The organism is Pseudonocardia spirodelae, from assembly GCF_037727765.1.
GTDB classification, from domain to species: Bacteria; Actinomycetota; Actinomycetes; order Mycobacteriales; family Pseudonocardiaceae; genus Pseudonocardia; species Pseudonocardia spirodelae.
The window spans coordinates 137,766-155,790 of sequence record NZ_JBBJUP010000003.1 but is presented as its reverse complement, the minus strand read 5'-3'; the positions used below and the strand labels follow the sequence as shown (position 1 = coordinate 155,790).

At 74.9% G+C, this 18,025-nt stretch carries 17 protein-coding genes; 12 read left to right on the top strand and 5 right to left on the bottom strand.

Annotated features, from left to right (window positions below; genetic code table 11):
* The gene (locus WJX68_RS04810) at window positions 1-1,008 is read left to right on the top strand and encodes a glycoside hydrolase family 6 protein (RefSeq protein ID WP_340286366.1); all 1,008 of its coding nucleotides are present in this window, start codon (window positions 1-3) and stop codon (window positions 1,006-1,008) included.
* Here the strand turns inward: WJX68_RS04810 and WJX68_RS04805 are convergent.
* Window positions 1,005-1,682 (bottom strand): GOLPH3/VPS74 family protein, encoded by a 678-nt coding sequence (locus WJX68_RS04805; protein ID WP_340286365.1) that lies wholly within the window; start codon window positions 1,680-1,682, stop codon window positions 1,005-1,007. The two genes, WJX68_RS04810 and WJX68_RS04805, sit on opposite strands and share 4 nt — an antisense overlap.
* Before the next feature lie 204 nt (window positions 1,683-1,886).
* Between WJX68_RS04805 and WJX68_RS04800 the strand changes: the two genes are divergently transcribed.
* Complete coding sequence (locus WJX68_RS04800; RefSeq protein WP_340286364.1) at window positions 1,887-2,720, top strand: glycoside hydrolase family 16 protein; 834 nt, start codon at window positions 1,887-1,889, stop codon at window positions 2,718-2,720.
* Here the strand turns inward: WJX68_RS04800 and rfbA are convergent.
* The gene (rfbA, locus tag WJX68_RS04795) at window positions 2,705-3,592 is read right to left on the bottom strand and encodes a glucose-1-phosphate thymidylyltransferase RfbA (RefSeq protein WP_340286363.1); all 888 of its coding nucleotides are present in this window, start codon (window positions 3,590-3,592) and stop codon (window positions 2,705-2,707) included. The two genes, WJX68_RS04800 and rfbA, sit on opposite strands and share 16 nt — an antisense overlap.
* Entirely contained in the window at window positions 3,589-4,422 is an 834-nt protein-coding gene (rfbD, locus tag WJX68_RS04790; protein WP_340286362.1) for a dTDP-4-dehydrorhamnose reductase, read from the bottom strand. The genes rfbA and rfbD overlap by 4 nt, the downstream gene beginning before the upstream one ends.
* A gap of 87 nt (window positions 4,423-4,509) precedes the next feature.
* Here rfbD and rfbB point away from each other — a divergent pair, with 87 nt between their 5' ends.
* Both rfbB and WJX68_RS04780 read left to right on the top strand, forming a co-directional pair.
* A complete protein-coding gene (rfbB, locus tag WJX68_RS04785) occupies window positions 4,510-5,484 on the top strand; it encodes a dTDP-glucose 4,6-dehydratase (protein WP_340286361.1) in 975 nt (324 codons plus the stop codon).
* Window positions 5,481-6,080 (top strand): dTDP-4-dehydrorhamnose 3,5-epimerase family protein, encoded by a 600-nt coding sequence (locus WJX68_RS04780; protein WP_340286360.1) that lies wholly within the window; start codon window positions 5,481-5,483, stop codon window positions 6,078-6,080. The genes rfbB and WJX68_RS04780 overlap by 4 nt, the downstream gene beginning before the upstream one ends.
* A gap of 13 nt (window positions 6,081-6,093) precedes the next feature.
* Here WJX68_RS04780 and WJX68_RS04775 read toward each other — a convergent pair whose 3' ends face one another.
* A complete protein-coding gene (locus tag WJX68_RS04775; protein WP_340286359.1) occupies window positions 6,094-6,765 on the bottom strand; it encodes a GPP34 family phosphoprotein in 672 nt (223 codons plus the stop codon).
* A 115-nt stretch (window positions 6,766-6,880) separates the two neighbouring features.
* Here WJX68_RS04775 and WJX68_RS04770 point away from each other — a divergent pair, with 115 nt between their 5' ends.
* From WJX68_RS04770 to WJX68_RS04745, 6 genes are all read left to right on the top strand, one after another.
* Complete coding sequence (locus WJX68_RS04770; RefSeq protein ID WP_340286358.1) at window positions 6,881-8,224, top strand: UDP-glucose dehydrogenase family protein; 1,344 nt, start codon at window positions 6,881-6,883, stop codon at window positions 8,222-8,224.
* Between the two features lie 9 nt (window positions 8,225-8,233).
* Window positions 8,234-9,664 (top strand): DUF2252 domain-containing protein, encoded by a 1,431-nt coding sequence (locus tag WJX68_RS04765; RefSeq protein WP_340286357.1) that lies wholly within the window; start codon window positions 8,234-8,236, stop codon window positions 9,662-9,664.
* 11 nt (window positions 9,665-9,675) lie between these two features.
* Complete coding sequence (ctaJ, locus tag WJX68_RS04760) at window positions 9,676-9,930, top strand: aa3-type cytochrome oxidase subunit CtaJ (RefSeq protein ID WP_340286356.1); 255 nt, start codon at window positions 9,676-9,678, stop codon at window positions 9,928-9,930.
* A complete protein-coding gene (locus WJX68_RS04755; RefSeq protein WP_340286355.1) occupies window positions 9,917-10,396 on the top strand; it encodes a DUF5130 family protein in 480 nt (159 codons plus the stop codon). Before ctaJ ends, WJX68_RS04755 begins: the two co-directional genes overlap by 14 nt.
* A 154-nt stretch (window positions 10,397-10,550) precedes the next feature.
* Window positions 10,551-11,222, top strand: a complete 672-nt coding sequence (locus WJX68_RS04750; protein WP_340286354.1) for a response regulator transcription factor — start codon at window positions 10,551-10,553, stop codon at window positions 11,220-11,222.
* Between the two features lie 100 nt (window positions 11,223-11,322).
* On the top strand, window positions 11,323-12,879 hold the full coding sequence (locus tag WJX68_RS04745) for a sensor histidine kinase (protein ID WP_340286353.1): 1,557 nt from the start codon (window positions 11,323-11,325) through the stop codon (window positions 12,877-12,879).
* 351 nt (window positions 12,880-13,230) lie between these two features.
* Here the strand turns inward: WJX68_RS04745 and pepN are convergent, their stop codons facing one another.
* Entirely contained in the window at window positions 13,231-15,933 is a 2,703-nt protein-coding gene (gene pepN, locus WJX68_RS04740; protein ID WP_340286352.1) for an aminopeptidase N, read from the bottom strand.
* Window positions 15,934-16,031: 98 nt separating this feature from the next.
* Here pepN and WJX68_RS04735 point away from each other — a divergent pair, with 98 nt between their 5' ends.
* Entirely contained in the window at window positions 16,032-16,658 is a 627-nt protein-coding gene (locus WJX68_RS04735; protein WP_340286351.1) for a mycothiol-dependent nitroreductase Rv2466c family protein, read from the top strand.
* A gap of 93 nt (window positions 16,659-16,751) precedes the next feature.
* A complete protein-coding gene (locus WJX68_RS04730; protein ID WP_340286350.1) occupies window positions 16,752-17,912 on the top strand; it encodes a transglycosylase family protein in 1,161 nt (386 codons plus the stop codon).
* Window positions 17,913-18,025 lie beyond the last annotated feature (113 nt).

Here is an 18,025-nt window from a genome sequence, read left to right as displayed (position 1 = left end):
GTGCGCACGTTGCTGGCCGTCGTGTCCGGTGCCCTGGCCGCCGCCGTCGTCCTCGTCTCCTGCGGGTCGGGCGTCGCACCGCCGGGCGCGGCGCCCGCGACCGCACCGCCGAGCCCGACCGGCTACTTCGTCGACCCGACCAGCGCGGCGGCCGCGCAGGTCGCGCAGTGGCGGGCCGAGGGCCGCGACGACGACGCCGCGCAGATCGAGAAGATCGCCGCGCAGCCGTTCCCGCACTGGGTGACCGGCGACGTCGCCGCCGCCCAGGCCGACACGAAGGACTACGTCGACCGGGCCCGCGCCGCCGGCGCCACGCCGCTGCTGGTCGCCTACAACGTCCCGCACCGCGACTGCGGCAGCTTCTCCGGCGGCGGCGCGCCCGACGGCGGCTACTACCGCAACTGGGTCACCGAGATCGTGCGCGGCCTCGGCGGCGGCCCGGCGACGGTCGTGCTGGAGCCGGACGCGGTGCCGCACGAGCTGTCCGGCTGCGTCGACGGCGCGCTGCGCGACGAGCGCTACCAGCTGCTGTCCGACGCGGTCACCGCGCTGAAGGGCGCCGGCGCGACCGTCTACGTCGACGCCGGCAACCCCGGCTTCATCAGCGACGTCGGCGCGCTCGCCGACGCGCTCGGCCGGTCCGGGGTCGGGCGGGCCGACGGCTTCGCGCTCAACGTCGCGAACTTCTACCCGACCCCCGAGGTCGTCGCGTTCGGGGAGCGGATCTCCGACGTGCTCGGCGGGACGCACTTCGTGGTCGACACCAGCCGCAACGGCCGCGGCGTCGCCGACGAGGCGTCCCTGGGCGGGGTGCCCGCGTTCTGCAACCCGCCCGGCCGCGGGCTCGGCGCGGCGCCGACCACCGACACCGGCTCCCCCCGCGTGGACGCCCTGCTGTGGGTCAAGCGCCCCGGCGAGTCCGACGGCGCCTGCCGCCCGGGCGAGCCGGCGGCGGGGCAGTGGTACCCGGAGTACGCCCTGGGGCTCGCCCAGCGGCAGGCCGGCTAGTTCGACCCGCCGGTGACGACGACGGTGGTCGCCACCGTCGTCATCACCGCGGCCAGCACCGCGGCGTCGTACTGCGCCTTCAGCACCGGGTCGTCCTGCAGCCCCTTCGCGATCTCCTTCGCCCGCTTCTCACCGGCCCGGCGCTGCGGGCCGTCCACGCCGTCGAGCGCCGCCCGCACCTGGTGCGTGCCGTGCAGCAGCGCGACGAGCAGGGCGTCGTGCGCCGTCGGCGTCGTGCCGGTGACCAGCACCGCGCGCAGCCGCTCGCGCAGCGCACGCTCCGGACCGGGGTCGGCCTCGGGCAGCCGGGTCGTGCGGAACAGGCCGAGCACCCGGCCCTCCTCGCGGGCGAGGACGCCGCGCTCCACCAGGCGCCCGGCGACCAGCTCGGCGGGCTTCGTGTGCTTCCACGGCAGCGTGGAGGTCCAGTGCGCCACCGAGCGCGGCGCCGACGAGCCCGCGACCGTGTCGTACACCGCGCGCAGCGCCGGATGCTCCGGTACGGCGGCCGGGTGCACCTTCTTCCGCTCGTCGACGGTCACCGCGCCGCGTTCGATCAGGTCGCACAGCAGCGCCCCGTGCAGCCGCTGCGGGTCGAACCACCCCGCGGGCTTGCCGGTGTCGTCGTGCAGGCCGATGAGCAGCAGTTCCTCGGACAGCAGCAGATCCCCCATGCGCCACGACGCTAGCGGCCCGGCCGGCCCGCCACCTCCTGCGCGGGGAGGAGGACCGCCGCCGCACGAGATCGTCGGAAAGGCGTACGCAGTTCTGTGCAGAGACCCTGTCGCGAACCGCCGGTGATCCCTACTGTGATCGTCGATCGCGCGCAATCGACTCACGCCCCGCACCTCCACCCGTCACGGAACGGTCGATCACGCATGCCCACATCCAGCCGCCGCCTGGTCCTGCTCGCCGTCGCCGCGGTCACCGCACTCGCCCCCGCCCTGGCCGGGACGGGGGCGGCCACCGCGTCGCCCGCCCCCCGGGCCGCACAGGCCGCCGCCCCCACCACCGCCGCGGAGACCTACGGGTGGGGCACCCCCACCACCGGCTCCGACGAGTTCGACTACACCGGCGCCCCGGACCCGGCGAGGTGGACGAGGGCCGGGGAGTGCTGGCCGGGCCACGCCGGCAACGGCCGCCGGTGCGCCTCGCGGTCCACCGTGAACGGCTCCGCGCTGGTCCAGACCGGGCTCGCCGGCGGCGACAGCGCCTGGCTCGCGAGCCGGGCCGAGCGCCGCTACGGCCGCTGGGAGGCCCGCGTGCGCTCCTACGCGACCGGATCGGCGTCGAGCACGCGCACCTACCACCCGTTGCTGATCGTGTGGCCGACCTCGGACCGCTGGCCCCAGGACGGCGAGTACGACTTCCTGGAGAACGGCCGTCCCGGCGCCGCGTGTGCGGAGAGCTTCACCCACTACCCGCACAACGCCGGGATCCAGGTCCAGCAGCAGTACGCCAAGGAGACCGGCTGCGGCGCGGCGCTGAGCCAGTGGCACGCCGTCGCGGTCGAGTGGACCCCGTCCTGGGTCCGCGGCTTCGTCGACGGCAAGGAGTGGTTCCGCTGGTCGGGCGGGGCGAACTCGGTGCGCCGCAACATCCAGGACATGCCCAGCGGGCACCTGACCATCCAGCTCGACAACTTCTACGGCTCGCGGATGCAGCCCGCGACCTACGAGGTCGACTGGGTCCGCGTCTACGACCTGAACTGATCGGCGACGGCCATGACGTACTCGCCGTAGCCCGAGCCGGCCTGCCGCGCCCCGAGGGCGTGGCAGGTGTCGGCGTCGATGTAGCCCATGCGCAGGGCGACCTCCTCGACGCAGGCGATGCGCACGCCCTGGCGGTTCTCCAGGACGCGGACGTACTGGCCGGCCTCCATGAGCGACTCGTGGGTGCCGGTGTCGAGCCAGGCGAAGCCGCGGCCGAGGTCCTGCAGGTGGGCGCGGCCCTGGTCGAGGTAGGCGCGGTTGACGTCGGTGATCTCGAGCTCGCCGCGGGCGGAGGGGGTGACGGCGGCGGCGACGTCGACGACGTGGTGGTCGTAGAGGTAGAGGCCGGTGATCGCGCGGTCGGAGCGGGGGTGTGCGGGTTTCTCCTCGATGGACAGCAGGCGGCCCCGGTCGTCGGCCTCGCCGACGCCGTAGCGCTGCGGGTCGCGCACGGGGTAGCCGAACAGCACGCAGCCCGCCTCGCCGGAGGCGACCTGGGCGGCGCGGGTGCGCAGCAGGTCGCCGAACCCGGCGCCGTGGAAGATGTTGTCGCCGAGCACGAGTGCCGACGGGCCGCCGCGGACGTGGTCGGCGCCGATGACGAAGGCCTCGGCGAGGCCGTTGGGGTGTTCCTGCCCGGCGTAGGTGATCTCCAGGCCGAGGTGGGTGCCGTCGCCGAGCAGGCGCTGGAAGCCGGGCAGGTCGCGCGGGGTGGAGATGAGCAGGATCTCCCGGATCCCGGCCAGCATCAGCGTGGTCAGGGGGTGGTAGATCATCGGCTTGTCGTAGACCGGCAGCAGCTGCTTGGACACCGCCGCGGTCAGCGGGAACAGCCGGCTGCCGGTCCCCCCGGCCAGCACGATCCCCTTCACCGGGTCACCGCGGGCAGGTAGCGGTCGAGCCCGTCGCGCCAGTGCGGCACGACGACACCGGCGCCGGTCGCGCGCGACAGGTCGAGCACCGAGTTCGCGGGCCGGCGCGCCAGGTGCGGCTTGTCCGCGGCGTACTCGGCGGTGGACACGGCGCGGACGTCGCCGGGGTCGCGCCCGCACCGCGCGAACACCTCGCGGGCCAGGCCGCACCAGCTCGTCGGCTCGCCGCCGCCGGTCACGTGGAAGGTGCCGTGCTCCCCGGACCCGGCCAGCACGACCAGCGCTGCCGCGAGGTCGGCGGCCGAGGTCGGGCGTCCCACCTGGTCGTCGACGACGGCGGGCCGGACCCCGTCGCGGGCCAGCCGCGCCATCGTCGCGACGAAGTTGGCGCCGTCGCCGACGACCCAGCTGGTCCGCACGACCACGTGCCGCTCCGGCAGCGCCGCGCGCACCGCGAGCTCTCCGGCGGCCTTCGACGCCCCGTACACCCCGAGCGGGGACAGCGGCGCCCACTCCGGCACCGGGCCGGTCGCGGTGCCGTCGAAGACGTACTCGGTGGACACGTGGACCAGCAGGAACCCGTGCTCGCGGGCGGCCGCGGCGAGGTGCGCGGGGCCCGCGGCGTTGGCCCGCCAGGCCGCGGCGGGCTCGGTCTCGGCCCGGTCGACGGCGGTGTAGGCGGCCGCGTTGAGGACCACGTCGGCGCCGCCGAAGCCGAACGCCGCGACGGCCGCGGCGTCGCCGACGTCCAGACCGGCCCGGTCCACGGCCACCGCGCCGGGCAGCGCCGCCACCAGCGCCCGCCCGAGCTGTCCGTCCGCCCCCAGCACGCACGCGCGCACCGCCCACCTCCGGCTCCTCGGCGTCGGGGCGACTCTGACACGCTGGCCGGGCCGGGCGTCGAGCGGGGAGGACACGTGCGCATCGTGGTGACGGGGGGAGCCGGGTTCATCGGCTCCTGCTTCGTGCGGACCGTGCTGGCCGGGGAGCACCCGGGGCTGGCCGGGGCCGAGGTGGTCGTGCTCGACGCGTTCACCTACGCGGGGCGGATCGAGAACCTCGACCCGGTCCGCGACGACCCGCGGCTGCGCGTGGAGCGCGGTGACGTCCGCGACCCGCGCCGCGTCGCGGAGGTCGTCGGCGACGGCGGGGTCGACCTCGTCGTCCACTTCGCCGCCGAGACCCACGTGGACCGCTCGATCACCGGCGCGGCGGACTTCGTGACGACCAACGTCGTCGGCACCCAGGTGCTGCTGCAGGCCGCCCTCGACGGCGGGGTGGGCCGGTTCGTGCACGTCTCCACCGACGAGGTGTACGGCTCCATCGACTCCGGGTCCTGGCCCGAGGAGCACCCGCTGGAGCCCAACTCGCCGTACTCCGCGGCGAAGGCGGGCTCGGACCTGCTGGCGCGCAGCTACCACCGCACGCACGGCCTCGACGTCGTCGTGACCCGCTGCTCGAACAACTACGGCCCCCACCAGTTCCCGGAGAAGGTGATCCCGCTGTTCGTGACCCGGCTGCTCGACGGCGGCCGGGTGCCCCTCTACGGCGACGGCCGCAACGTGCGGGACTGGCTGCACGTCACCGACCACTGCCGCGGCGTCGCGCTCGCCGCGACGAAGGGCCGCGCCGGGGAGGTCTACAACATCGGCGGCGGGACCGAGCTCACCAACCGGGAGCTGACCACCCGGCTGCTGGCCGCCGTCGGGGCGGGGGAGGACCGCGTCGAGCACGTCCCCGACCGCAAGGGCCACGACCGCCGCTACTCGGTGGACTGGTCCAAGATCCGCGACGAGCTCGGCTACACCCCGCAGGTCGCGTTCGACGAGGGGCTCGCCGGCACGGTCGCCTGGTACCGGGAGCACCGCGACTGGTGGGAGGGGCTGCGGTGAGGGCCACCGAGCTGGGCATCGCGGGGGCGTGGCTGTTCGAGCCGACGACCTTCCCCGACCACCGCGGGTCCTTCGTCGCGCCGTTCCAGGGCTCCGCGTTCCGCGAGGCGCTCGGATTCGACCTGATCGTCGCGCAGACCAACCGGTCGGTGTCGCACCGCGGGGTGGTCCGCGGCGTGCACTGGGCCGACGTCCCGCCGGGGCAGGCCAAGTACCTGTGGGTCGCCGCCGGCGCCGTCCGCGACGTGGTCGTCGACCTGCGGGTCGGCTCGCCCACCTTCGGCCGGGTCGAGGTCGTGGAGCTCGCCGCGGAGCCGCTGCGGGCGGTCTACCTGTCCGAGGGGCTGGGGCACGCGTTCCAGGCGCTCGCCGACTCCACGGTCGTCGGGTACCTGTGCTCGGCGCCCTACGACCCGGCGGCCGAGCACGGCCTCACCCCGCTCGACCCGGACCTCGCGCTGCCCTGGCTCGACGACGTCGAGCCGGTGCTGTCGGACAAGGACCGCGCCGCGCCCACCCTGGCCCGGGCCCGCGCCGCCGGCGCGCTGCCCACCTGGGACGCCTGCCGCGACCGGCTCGCCCGGCTGCACGGCTGACACCCCGGCGCGGTCAGTTCCCGGCCCACCCCGAGCGCACCGCGAAGTACGCCCGGACGAACGGGTCGCGCGCCGCCCCCTCGACGAGCAGGTCGGCGCGCCGCCGCGCCTCCTCCCGGGTGCCGGCGTCGATCTCGGGCGGCAGCACGTCCCCGGCCAGGCCGGACAGCGTCAGCAGGACCAGCAGGAGCCCGTCGCGCCCGTCCGGCGGGGACGTCGTGACCAGCGCCGCGGCCAGCCGGGTGCGCAGCGCGCGGGCCGGACCGGGGTCGGTCTCGCTCAGGTGCACCCGGCGCAGCAGCCCGAAGCGCCGGTACTCCTGCGCGGCGAGCACGCCGTCCCCGACCAGCGCCGCGACGGCGCCGCCCGCCGACCCGGCCGGGGTGCGCGCGAGGTGCACCGCGGCCGCGGCGAGGGGGCGCGCGGAGGAGTCGGTGCCGTCGCGGGTCACCGCGGCCAGCGCCGCCGCCAGCGCCGGGTGCTCCGGCTCCGCGCCCGACGGCGTCACGGTGGCGTCGCCGTCCCCGCCCGCCGCGCCGACCTCCAGGTACAGGGCCCCGGTGTCGACCAGGTCGCGCAGCAGCGCGACGGGCAGCGTCCGGCCGTCGAACCGGTCGCCGACCCGGCCGGCGGTGCGGTCGAGCCCGAGCAGCAGCAGGTCCTCGGCGAGCAGGAGCGTCCTCACGGGCGCCGACGCTATCGCCCGGGTGGCGGCACCGGCCGTCCACCGGGGCGTCACCCCCGTGCCGGCTCCCCGACGGGCGCGAACCGCCACCCGGACGGGGAGATAGCCTCCGCCCATGTCGGAAACTTCCACCCCGCTGAAGCTGTCGGTCATCGGGTGCGGGTACCTGGGCGCGGTGCACGCGGCGTCGATGGCCGAGCTGGGGCACGAGGTCGTCGGGATCGAGGTCGACGTCGCGAAGGCGGAGTCGCTGGCGGCGGGCCGGGTGCCGTTCTTCGAGCCGGGCTTCGAGGAGCTGCTGCGCCGCTCGCTGGACTCGGGGCGGCTGTCGTTCTCCTCGGACATGGCCGCGGCGCGCGGCGCGGCGGTGCACTTCGTGTGCGTCGGCACCCCGCAGCGGCGCGGGGAGTACGCGGCGGACCTGACCTACGTCGAGGCGGCGACGGCGTCGCTGCTGGACGTGCTGGGGCCGGGCGAGCTGGTCGTCGGCAAGTCCACCGTCCCGGTGGGGACGGCGGCGCGCCTGGCCGAGCAGGTCGCGGCGCGGGTGCCGGAGGCGGCGCTGGCGTGGAACCCGGAGTTCCTGCGCGAGGGCTTCGCGGTGCAGGACACGCTGCACCCCGACCGGCTGGTCTACGGGGTCGCCGACGCCGCCGACGCGCCGGTGGACGCGGAGAAGGTCCTCGACGGCGTCTACGCCCGGATCGTCGCCGACGGCACGCCGAAGGTCGTCACCGACTACGCCACCGCGGAGATGGTCAAGACCGCGGCGAACTCGTTCCTGGCCACCAAGATCTCCTTCATCAACGCGATGGCCGAGCTGTGCGAGGCCACCGGCGCGGACGTGAAGCAGCTGGCCGACGCGATCGGGCACGACGACCGGATCGGGCGCAAGTTCCTCAACGCCGGGCTGGGCTTCGGCGGCGGCTGCCTGCCCAAGGACATCCGGGCGTTCATGGCGCGGGCCGGTGAGCTGGGCGCCGACCAGGCGCTGACCTTCCTGCGCGAGGTCGACAACATCAACATGCGGCGCCGGATCCGGATGGTGGAGCTGGCCCGGCAGGTCTGCGACGACTCCCTGCTGGGCAAGCGGATCGCGGTGCTGGGGGCGGCGTTCAAGCCCGACTCCGACGACATCCGCGACTCGCCGGCGCTCAACGTGGCCGCGCAGCTGCAGCTGCAGGGCGCGAACGTGCGGGTCACCGACCCGGCCGCGGTGCCGAACGTGCGCCGGCACTGGGCGCAGCTGGACTGCGTGGACACCCCGGAGGAGGCCGCCGAGGGCGCCGACGCGGTGCTGCTGTTGACCGAGTGGCGCCAGTACAAGGAGCTGGATCCGGCCACCTTCGGGAAGGTCGTGCGGACCCGCCGGGTGCTCGACGGCCGCAACGCCCTGGACCGCGAGAGCTGGGAGGCCGCCGGCTGGACCTACCGTGCGCTGGGCCGCCGGAACGTGTAGGAACCCACCGTGACCTCGCACCCCGTCCTCGCCGGATCGGACCGCGAGGCGTTCGGCTCGATGCAGCGCGCCTCCACCCCGCGGTCCGAGCGCTACCGGATCGGCAAGGGGCTGCGGAAGGTGACGCCGCGGTCGTCGCTGGCCGGCTGGACGCCCGCGCTGCGCGCGGCCGACCCGGTCGACGTCGTGGAGGCCCAGAACGCGGGCCGCGTCCCCGAGCTGGTGCCGCTGCGCATCCAGCGGATGAGCGCCTCGCCGCACGCGTTCCTGCGCGGGGCGGCGGCGCTGCACGCCGCGGACTTCTCGCTGCTGCCCGAGACCGGGGTGCACCCGGTGATCTGCGGCGACGCCCACCTGGGCAACTTCGGCTTCTACGCCTCACCCGAGCGCGAGCTGGTGTTCGACCTCAACGACTTCGACGAGGCCCACCCCGGCGCCTGGGAGTGGGACCTGCGCCGGCTGGTGTCCTCGGCCTGGGTCGCCGGGCGCGACTCGGGGGCGAGCGAGGAGCAGTGCGGGGAGGCCGTCACCCGCTGCGTGCGGTCCTACGCCGAGCACCTGCGCCACCTCGCCGACGAGCCGCTGCTGGCGCGCTCGTTCGACATCATGGACGTCGACACCCTGCGCTCGGACGCCGACCACAAGACCTCGCGGCGGGTGATCGACAAGGCCGCGGAGCGGGCGCGGCGGCGCACCAGCGACCGCGCGCTGCCCCGCTTCGTCACCGAGGAGGGCGGGGCGCGGCGGATCGTCACCGAGCCGCCGCTGATCGCCCACCCCGACGAGGTGCACACCGCCCGCATCCTCGCCGCGCTCGACGAGTACCTGGCCACGCTGCCGCCGCACTGGAGCCGGATCCTCGGCGGCTACCACGCCGTCGACGTCGCCCACAAGGTCGTCGGCGTCGGCTCGGTCGGGCTGCGCGCCTACCTCGTGCTGTGCGAGGGCTCCAACCCCGACGACGTGCTGTTCCTGCAGCTCAAGCAGGCCCGCCGGTCGGTCGTCGCGCCGTACGTGCACGGCGGCGAGGCCTGGCACGCCCACCAGGGGCAGCGGGTCGTGGAGTACCAGCAGGCGCTGCAGACCGTCTCCGACCCGCTGCTGGGCTGGACGACGATCAACGGGCGCCAGTACTACGTCCGCCAGTTCCGCGACATGAAGGGCGCGATCGTCCCGGATCGGCTCGACGCGCCCGCCCTCGCCGACTACGCCGACGTCTGCGGCAAGCTGCTCGCCAAGGGCCACGCCCGCACCTCGGGGGCCTCCATGATCGCCGGCTACCTGGGCAAGGGCGGCAAGGTCGCCGAGGCGCTGTGCGCCTTCGCCCGCGCCTACGCCGACCAGACCGAGGCCGACCACGACGCGCTGCTGCGCGCGATCCGCGTCGGACGCCTGTCGGATCGGACACCTGAGCAGGTGCCGGGCAGGGCGATCGGCTAGGTTCTGGCCCCGTGACCGTCGTCGAAACCCTGCTGGTCTTCGTGGTCGCGCCGGCTGTCCTGTACTTCGCGATCTGGGGCCTGATCGCGGTGCGGAACCGGAGCAACCGCCCCCGCTACAACGCGGGTGACCCCTGGCCGTACCAGCCGCTGTTCTGGATCGCCGAGCCGTCCGCCGCGGGGCACCACGCCGCGCACGCCGGCCACGGCACCCCCGCCCACGTCGAGGGCGCCGACACCCGAGGAGGTACCGGTGGCAAGTGGTGACCTCGCCGTCTTCACCGGCAACGAGGAGGACCTGCCCGCGGGGTCGGTCGTCACGAACTCCGGGCGCCTCTCGGTGGCCGAGGAGTTCCACGAGCCCGACGCGGCGCAGCACCCGTTCACCCCGGTGCAGCTGACCCGGCTCGACGAGGCGCTGACCCTCACCAGCCGCGAGACCGGCCTGCGGTTCGCGCTGTACCTGGGCGACCTGGGCGCCGACGCGCGGGCCACCGCCGTCGACCTGCACGGGCGCGTGGAGGGCCACGACGACGCCGTGCTCGTCGCCGTGAGCCCCGAGCAGCGGCTGCTGGAGATCGTCACCGGCGCCGAGGCGAAGGTCCGCCTCCCCGACCGGGGAGCCAAGCTCGCTCTCATGAGCATGGTCGCGTCCTTCAAGGAGGGTGACCTGTTCGGCGGACTGCTGTCCGGGCTGCGGATGCTGGCCGACCAGGCCGGCAGCCGTCCCTGACCTGTCCCTTCCCCGGTCGTGGACGCGGGGCGCGGACAGCCGGACGCGTCCGTGGACGGTCCGGCCGTCGCGTGTCCACCGCCCGGCGGGCACCACGAACGGCCCAACCGTTCTAAGGTGTCGGTATGTCGCGTTCCCCCGGGAGGACCGAGCGGTGACCGGACCGACCGGTAGCCCGATCCTCATCGTCGACGACCACGAGCTGGTCGGGTCCGCCCTCGCCCTCAACCTGCGCGCGGAGGGCGAGGACGCCACGTTCCTGCCCGTCCGGTCCGCCGCCGCCGTCCTCGAGCACGTCCGGCGGATCCCGGCCGGGCTGATCGTGCTGGATCTCGACCTGGGCCGCGACGGCGAGGGCAACCGCATCGACGGCGTCCGGCTCGTCGGGCCCCTGTGCGAGGCCGGCTGGCGGGTCGTCGTGCTGTCCGGCAGCTCCGACGCGGGCCGGGTCGGCGCGGCGCTCGACGCCGGCGGGTTCGTCTTCGTCCCGAAGAACGCGCCCTTCCCGGCCCTGCTGAGCGCCATCCGGGAGGCGCACGCGGGCCGCTCGATCATGCCGCCCGGGCGGCGCGAGCAGTTCATCAAGCTGCACCGTGACCGCGAGCACGAGCGCCGCGACCTCCACGAGAAGCTCGCGAAGCTGACCCAGCGCGAGCGCGAGGTGCTGGCCCTGCTGGCGGGTGGCAAGCGCGCCCAGTCGGTGGCCGACCACTTCGTCGTGTCGCTGGCGACCGTGCGCACCCAGATCCGCGCCGTCCTGACCAAGCTCGAGGTCGGCTCGCAGCTGGAGGCCGTCGCGCTCTACCGCAAGGCCGCCGGGATCTGACCCGTCCGGGGCACGGCGCGGGCACCGTCCGTGATCGAGAACGACGGGATCTATCATCGCTCACGCATCAGTCCGACGAGATCGGCGCAGCGGAGGTGACATGGCGTCCGGCGTCCTGAGCGGGGTCCTCGGTCCCCAGCGGCGGGTCCGGTTCCTCGCGGGCCATCTCACCGACATGCTGGTCGTGGTGGTCCTCGGTGCCCTCGTGGTCGCCGCGAGCCGCCCGGCGGTCGTCGCCGGCCGGATCGACACGGCCGACGCCACCGCGGTCCTGACGCTCGTCGCCGCCGCCATCGGCTCGGCCGCCGCGATCATCGCGCTGGTGACCGGGCGGCTCACCGGCGACCCGCGGCCGTCCTGGTTCGGTGCGGCGCTGCTGCTCTACGGCGTGGTCCTGCTGCCGCTGTCGGCACTGGTGCTCCCGCAGTACCCGGGAGGCACCCCGCGGCTGGCGGTGCTGTCGATGCTGCTCGTCAGCCTGTGCATCCTGGTCACCGCGCTGCGTCCGCCGGCGCGCCTGGGTGCGTGGGGCGGCTGGGCGCTGGCCGGGGTGGCGCTGCTGGTCGGTGCCCTCGTCGCGGTGCAGGCCGAGAGCCCGTTCACCCGGATGCTCACGGCCGGCCCGCTGTACTCGATCATCGTGCAGGCGGGCTGGGCGCTGGTCGCGGTGCTGTTCCTGCTCGACGGCTACCGGCGCCAGAGCCGGATCCGGTCCCGGCTGGGGCTGGGGCTGCTCGTCGTCGCGGTGTCGCAGCTCTACCGGGCGATCGTCCCCGGCCAGGAACCGACGATCGGGCTGGTCTACCCGTCGCTGCGGGTGCTCGGGATGGCCGTCGTGCTCTCCGCGCTGCTCACCGTCGCGCTGCGCGCGGTGACCACCCTGCAGGACGAGTACGACCAGCTGCAGGAGACGCTGGGCGAGGCGTCGGCGCTGCTCGACCGGGCCACCGACCAGGCCGCCGAACGCGACCACGAGCTGCGCAACGGGCTGGCCGGCCTGGCCGGCGCCGCGCAGCTGCTGCTGGCCCGCCCCGGGGACGACCCGCAGGTCGTCCGCATGCGGGAGGCGGTGCTGGCCGAGCTCGACCGGCTGCGCCGGATGCTGCAGAACCCGCTCGCCGTGCCCGTCACCGGCACCGACCCGCTGGTCGACGACCGCGACGCCGCGCTGCTCGACTGGAGCCCCGCGGCCGCGGACGGCGCCGCCGGCGACGGTCCCGCCGAGGCCGAGCACGACGTCGGCGCGGCCCTGCGGACGCTGGTCGACCTGCGCGACGGCCGCGGCATCACCCTCGACACCCCCGCGGGCCTGCCCCGGGTGGCGGCGCCGGAGTCGCTGACCCGCCAGGTCGTGACCAACCTGCTCGCCAACTGCGACCGGCACGCCCCGCGCACCCCGGTCGTCGTGCGGGCCCGCCTGGCCGACGAGCCCGGCCTGGTCGCCGTCGAGGTCCGCGACCACGGCCCCGGGCTCCCCGGCGGCCAGGCCGAGCTCACGATCGCCCGCGGCCGCCACGACGAGTCCGCCGGCGGGTCCGGGCTGGGGCTGCACATCAGCGCCCAGCTGGCCGAGCGGCACGGCGGCACGCTGGTACTCCGGACGGTCGACCGGCCACGCGGGTGCCTCGCCGTGCTCACACTTCCGGTGGCCCGCTGATCGGGTGGTCGGTGTCCGCTACCTGCGGTTCCACCCACGGACGGCCACATCGAGGTGTGATGCCCATTCCCACGCGCATCACGTGATCCCATACTGGTGCCGCGACGGCACGGGGCGACGACGCTCCGCGTGCACCACCGCCGTCGGCACGAAGGAGGTCACCATGGCGCACGACCACACCGGCACCGAGGGACCCGCGGTGCTGACCCCGCCGACCGGGCTGACGGCCGTCCCGGCGGTGCCGCTGCAGCGGACCCCGTCCGAGCCGCCGGAACCGATCACGCCGCTCCCGCCCGCCGGCCCTGCCCTGCGGCTCTGCGCGTGCGGGCACCCGGAGGACGTCCACGAGCACTACCGCCCCGGCACCGACTGCGGCGCCTGCGGCGCGTCGGCCTGCGCCGGGTTCCGCCCCGAGGGCGAGCGCGAGCCCCGCGGCCGGATCGGGCGGTGGCTGCGCCGCCGCTGACCCCCACGGCACCCGCCCACGACACACGACGGCGCGGGCTGGCCGTCGAACTCCCGGGCGGCGAGCGCGCGCACGATCCCGGCGCGGCCCTCGGAGACCAGCCGGCGCAGCGCGGCCGGCTTCGACCCGTCGGACAGCCAGGCGTCGGCGGCGTCCACCGTGGGCTGCTCGACCGCCCAGGACGGGAACAGCCCGACCACCACGTTCTGCGCCAGCTCCGAGGTGCGGCGCGCCCACACGCCGTCGATCTCGTCGAAGTAGCGCTGCACGTAGCCGTCGAGCAGGCCCTTCTGCGCGGGGTGGGAGAAGCCGGAGATCGCCGACTCGTTGATCGCGTTGGGCAGCGAGTCGTCGTGCACGGCGCGCTGCCAGGCCCGCTCCTTGGCCTCCGCGGTCGGGATCAGCGCGCGGGCCCGCTCGGCCTGCCGCGCGCCGGTGGAGGTGGCGTCGCGCTCGGCCTCCTCGGCGATCTCGGTCTCGCCGGCCTTCCCGTGCGCGACGAGCGCGTGCAGCAGCCGCCAGCGCAGGTCGGCGTCCACGGTGAGCCCGTCCGGGACGTCGATGTCGAGCAGCCAGCCCTTCATCCGGTCCAGTGTGTTCTCCGGCAGCACCGACGCGGTCAGCGCGTTCACCACGGCCAGCTGGATGTCCGATGCGGGCGGTGCGGTGTCGAGCCGGAAGCGCAGCGCGTCGGTCAGCAGGGGCCAGCCGCGCCCGGTGGCCCACTCCGGGGTGGCGTAGGACGAGGTCGCCGTCTGGGCCTGCATCAGCAGCCGCTGCACGACGCCGATCTCGGACTCGGTGTCGAACCCGCCGGCCACCAGGGTCACGAAGTCGCGGGCCTTCAGCTCGGCCTCGCGGGTCATCTCCCACGCCGAGGACCAGCACAGGGTGCGCGGCAGCGACTCGGCGATGTCGCCGATCCGGTCCACCAGGGTCGCGAGCGAGCCCGGGTCCAGGCGCAGCGCGCAGTAGGTGAGGTCGTCGTCGTTGACCAGCACGAGCTTGCCGCGCGGCAGCCCGACGAGCTCGGGCACCGCGGTGCGCTCGCCGGACACGTCCAGCTCGACGCGCCGGGTGCGGACGAGCTTGCCGGTCTCCGGGTCGTCGTCGTACACGCCGACCGCGATCCGGTGGGTCCGCAGCTCGCCGGCCCCCGGGCGGGCACCGCCCTGCACGACGTCGAACGAGGTGAACCGGCCGGCGTCGTCGACCTGGAACGACGGGCGCAGCAGGTTCAGCCCGGTGGTGCGCAGCCACTGCGCGCCCCAGTCGGACAGGTCCCGGCCCGACGCCTTCTCCAGCGCGCCCAGCAGGTCGTCGAAGGTCGCGTTGCCCCAGGCGTGGGCGGCGAAGTAGTCGCGCAGCCCCGCCAGGAACGGCTCGAGCCCGACGTAGGCGACGAGCTGCTTGAGCACCGACGCGCCCTTGGCGTAGGTGATGCCGTCGAAGTTCACCTCGACGGCCTGCAGGTCCGGGATGTCCGCGGCGATCGGGTGGGTGGAGGGCAGCTGGTCCTGGCGGTAGGCCCAGGACTTCTCCAGGTTCGCGAACGTCGTCCACGCGCCGGTGTACTCGGTGGCCTCGGCCTGGCACAGCACGCTGGCCCAGGTCGCGAACGACTCGTTGAGCCACAGGTCGTCCCACCAGCGCATGGTCACGAGGTCGCCGAACCACATGTGCGCCATCTCGTGCAGGATCGTCTCGGCGCGCCGCTCGTAGAGCGTGCGGGTGACCCGCGACCGGAAGACGTAGTCCTCCAGGAACGTGATCGCGCCGGCGTTCTCCATCGCGCCCGCGTTGAACTCCGGCACGAAGAGCTGGTCGTACTTGCCGAACGGGTAGGTGACCCCGAAGTTGCGGTGGTAGAAGTCGAAGCCCTGGCGGGTCTCGGTGAAGATCCGCTCGTGGTCCATGTGCGGGGCCAGCGAGGCACGGCAGAAGATGCCCAGCGGGATCTCGGCGTGCTCGTCGCGGTAGGTGTCGTGCCAGCTCGCGTACGGGCCCGCGATCAGCGCGACCAGGTAGGTCGAGAGGATCTCGGTGGTCTCGAAGGAGTGCACCCCGTCCGCGACGGCGGCGGGGGAGTTGGAGATGACCTTCCAGTCCTGCGGCGCGGTCACCGTGAGGGTGTAGCGGGCCTTCAGGTCGGGCTGGTCGAAGCAGGGGAACAGGCGCTTGCAGTCGGCCGTCTCGAACTGGGAGTACAGGTAGACGGCCTGGTCGACCGGGTCGACGAAGCGGTGCAGGCCCTCGCCGGTGTTGGTGTAGAGCCCGGTCGCGACGACCGTCAGCTCGTTCTCGGCGGCCAGGCCGGGCAGCGCGAGGCCGTCGGACTCGGTCCAGCTCCCCGCGTCCAGCTCGGTCCCGTTCAGCGTGGCCGAGGTGACGGAGTCGCCGACCCACTCGATCCAGGTGCTCGCGCCCGGCTCCGCGGCGGTGAAGCGCACCGTGGTCGTCACCGCGAACGTCCGCTCGGACGGTGCACCGGCGCCGTCGGTCAGGTCGATCGTGACGTCGTAGGTCGACACGTCGAGCAGCGCGGCGCGCTCCTCGGCCTGGGCGCGGGTGAGATTGGGCGGGGTCACGTAGGTCCTCTCCGGGGGTGGTGTCGTCGGGCATCCAATCACGGTGGATGGGGCGCGGCCCGTGGAATCCGGGACGGGCCGCGTGCGTTGCGCCGTACATGACGACCGCTGCTGCCGACGGCAAGGCCCGTATCGACATCTGGTTCGACCCGCTGTGCCCCTGGGCGTGGCTGACCTCCCGCTGGGTGCTGGAGGTGGAGAAGGTCCGCGACGTCGACGTCACCTGGCACGTCATGAGCCTGTCCGTGCTGAACGAGGGCCGCGACCTGCCCGAGCAGTACGTCGAGCTCATGACCAAGGGCTGGGGCCCGGTGCGCGTGTGCATCGCCGCCGCCGAGCTGAAGGGCCCGGAGGTCCTCGCGCCGCTCTACACCGCGCTCGGCGAGCGCATCCACGACCAGCAGAACAAGGACTTCGACGACGTCGTCGCGGGTGCGCTGAAGGAGCTCGACCTGCCGGCGTCGCTGGCCGGGGCCGCGCACTCCACCGAGTGGGACGAGAAGCTGCGCGCCAGCCACCACGAGGGCATGGACCCGGTCGGCCTCGACGTCGGCACCCCGACCATCCACGTCGACGGCGTGGCGTTCTTCGGGCCGGTCATCTCCCAGGTGCCGAAGGGCGAGGACGCCGGCCGCCTGTTCGACGGCGCGCGGCTGATGGCGGAGAACCCGCACTTCTTCGAGCTCAAGCGGACCCGCACCGAGGACCCGAGCTTCGACTACTGAGCGCGGTGACCGCCGGCGGTCCCCGCTCGCGATCGCGAACGGGATCGCCGGTTCGGCCGTGCCGGACGCGGCCGGGCGCCAGAGTGCCCGGCCGTGGACACCTGGTTCTCGCGGCGGACGACGTCGGTGCTCGGGGCGGCCGCCCTGCTCGCGGGCACCCTGGCGGGCGGGCAGCTCGCGGTCGGTGCGGTGCTCGAGCGCGGCGCGCTCGCGGCCGCGGTGCCGCGGACCGCGCTGAGCGCGTACTCCGACGGCGCGTACACGGTGCGGGCCGCCGCGGTGGACGGCCGGGTGTCGGTGACCGGCGCGGACGACGGCTCCTACGTGCTCGGGCACACCCCGGCGGGCGCCGACGTGGTGCTCGACCTCGACCTGCTCAGCGGGGAGACCGCCCGCCCGTGGTGGGTCGAGCCCGCCACCGGCACCACACTGGAGCTGGCCCGGATCGCGAGCGCGGGGATCGCCCGCTTCCCGGTCCCGTCCGGCGGCGGGCGGGACTGGGTGCTGGTGGTCGACGACGACGCCGCCGGGTACGGCGCGCCCGACGCCGGGGCGATCGCGGCCGCCGTGCGGGAGCGGGCCCGGTCCGCGGCCTCCGCGTCCGGCACCGGCAGCGGCAGCGGTTCCTCCGACTCCCCGGGTGACGGGCGGTCCGGCGCCGACGACCCGGGCCCCGGCTCCGCGACCGGCCCGGACGGCGGCTCCGGTGCGGACCGCGGCTCCGGCGACGCCGCCCGGTCCGGGGACGACCCGCCCGCCGGGTCCGAGGACGACTCTTCCGGCGGTTCCGACGGCGGCGGCCCGGACCCCGACGACGGTCCCGACCCGCAGGACGGCTCCGGCAGCGCCGGGGACGGCCCCGCCTCGGGCATCGAGCCCGAGGACCGCGCCGACACCGGCGGCTCCGGGGACGACGCCCCCACGGCCGACCCGCCCACCTCCGAGGAGAAGAAGGAGCCCACCCCGTCGTCCGGACCGGACCGATCGTCCGGCGGGTCGGCCGACCCCGCGTGGGACCGGCTGGCGCAGTGCGAGTCCTCGGGGGACTGGGGCATCTCGACCGGCAACGGCTACTACGGAGGACTGCAGTTCGACAAGGGCACCTGGAGCGACTTCGGCGGCACCGAGTACGCGCCCACGGCCGACGGGGCCACCCGCGAGGAGCAGATCGAGATCGCCACCAAGGTCCGCGACGCCCGCGGCGGTTACGGATCGTGGCCGGCGTGTGCCACCAAGCTGGGCCTTCCGAGGTGATCGTCGGGCCTGTGGTGTGGCGTACTGTGCCTGGCTGCGCAACGGGTGGTCGCGTAGGGTTCGTGGTCCCTCTCCCGGCCCCCCGGGGCAGGTGCCCTGCCGACGGCCCTCCC

Excerpts from the sequence above, each read along its gene's own strand:
- WJX68_RS04805 (WP_340286365.1), bottom strand. The coding sequence starts at position 1,682 with ATGGGGGATCTGCTGCTGTCCGAGGAACTGCTGCTCATCGGCCTGCAC.
- WJX68_RS04735 (WP_340286351.1), top strand. The coding sequence starts at position 16,032 with ATGACGACCGCTGCTGCCGACGGCAAGGCCCGTATCGACATCTGGTTC.
- WJX68_RS04745 (WP_340286353.1), top strand. The coding sequence starts at position 11,323 with ATGGCGTCCGGCGTCCTGAGCGGGGTCCTCGGTCCCCAGCGGCGGGTC.
- WJX68_RS04770 (WP_340286358.1), top strand. The coding sequence starts at position 6,881 with ATGTCGGAAACTTCCACCCCGCTGAAGCTGTCGGTCATCGGGTGCGGG.
- WJX68_RS04800 (WP_340286364.1), top strand. The coding sequence starts at position 1,887 with ATGCCCACATCCAGCCGCCGCCTGGTCCTGCTCGCCGTCGCCGCGGTC.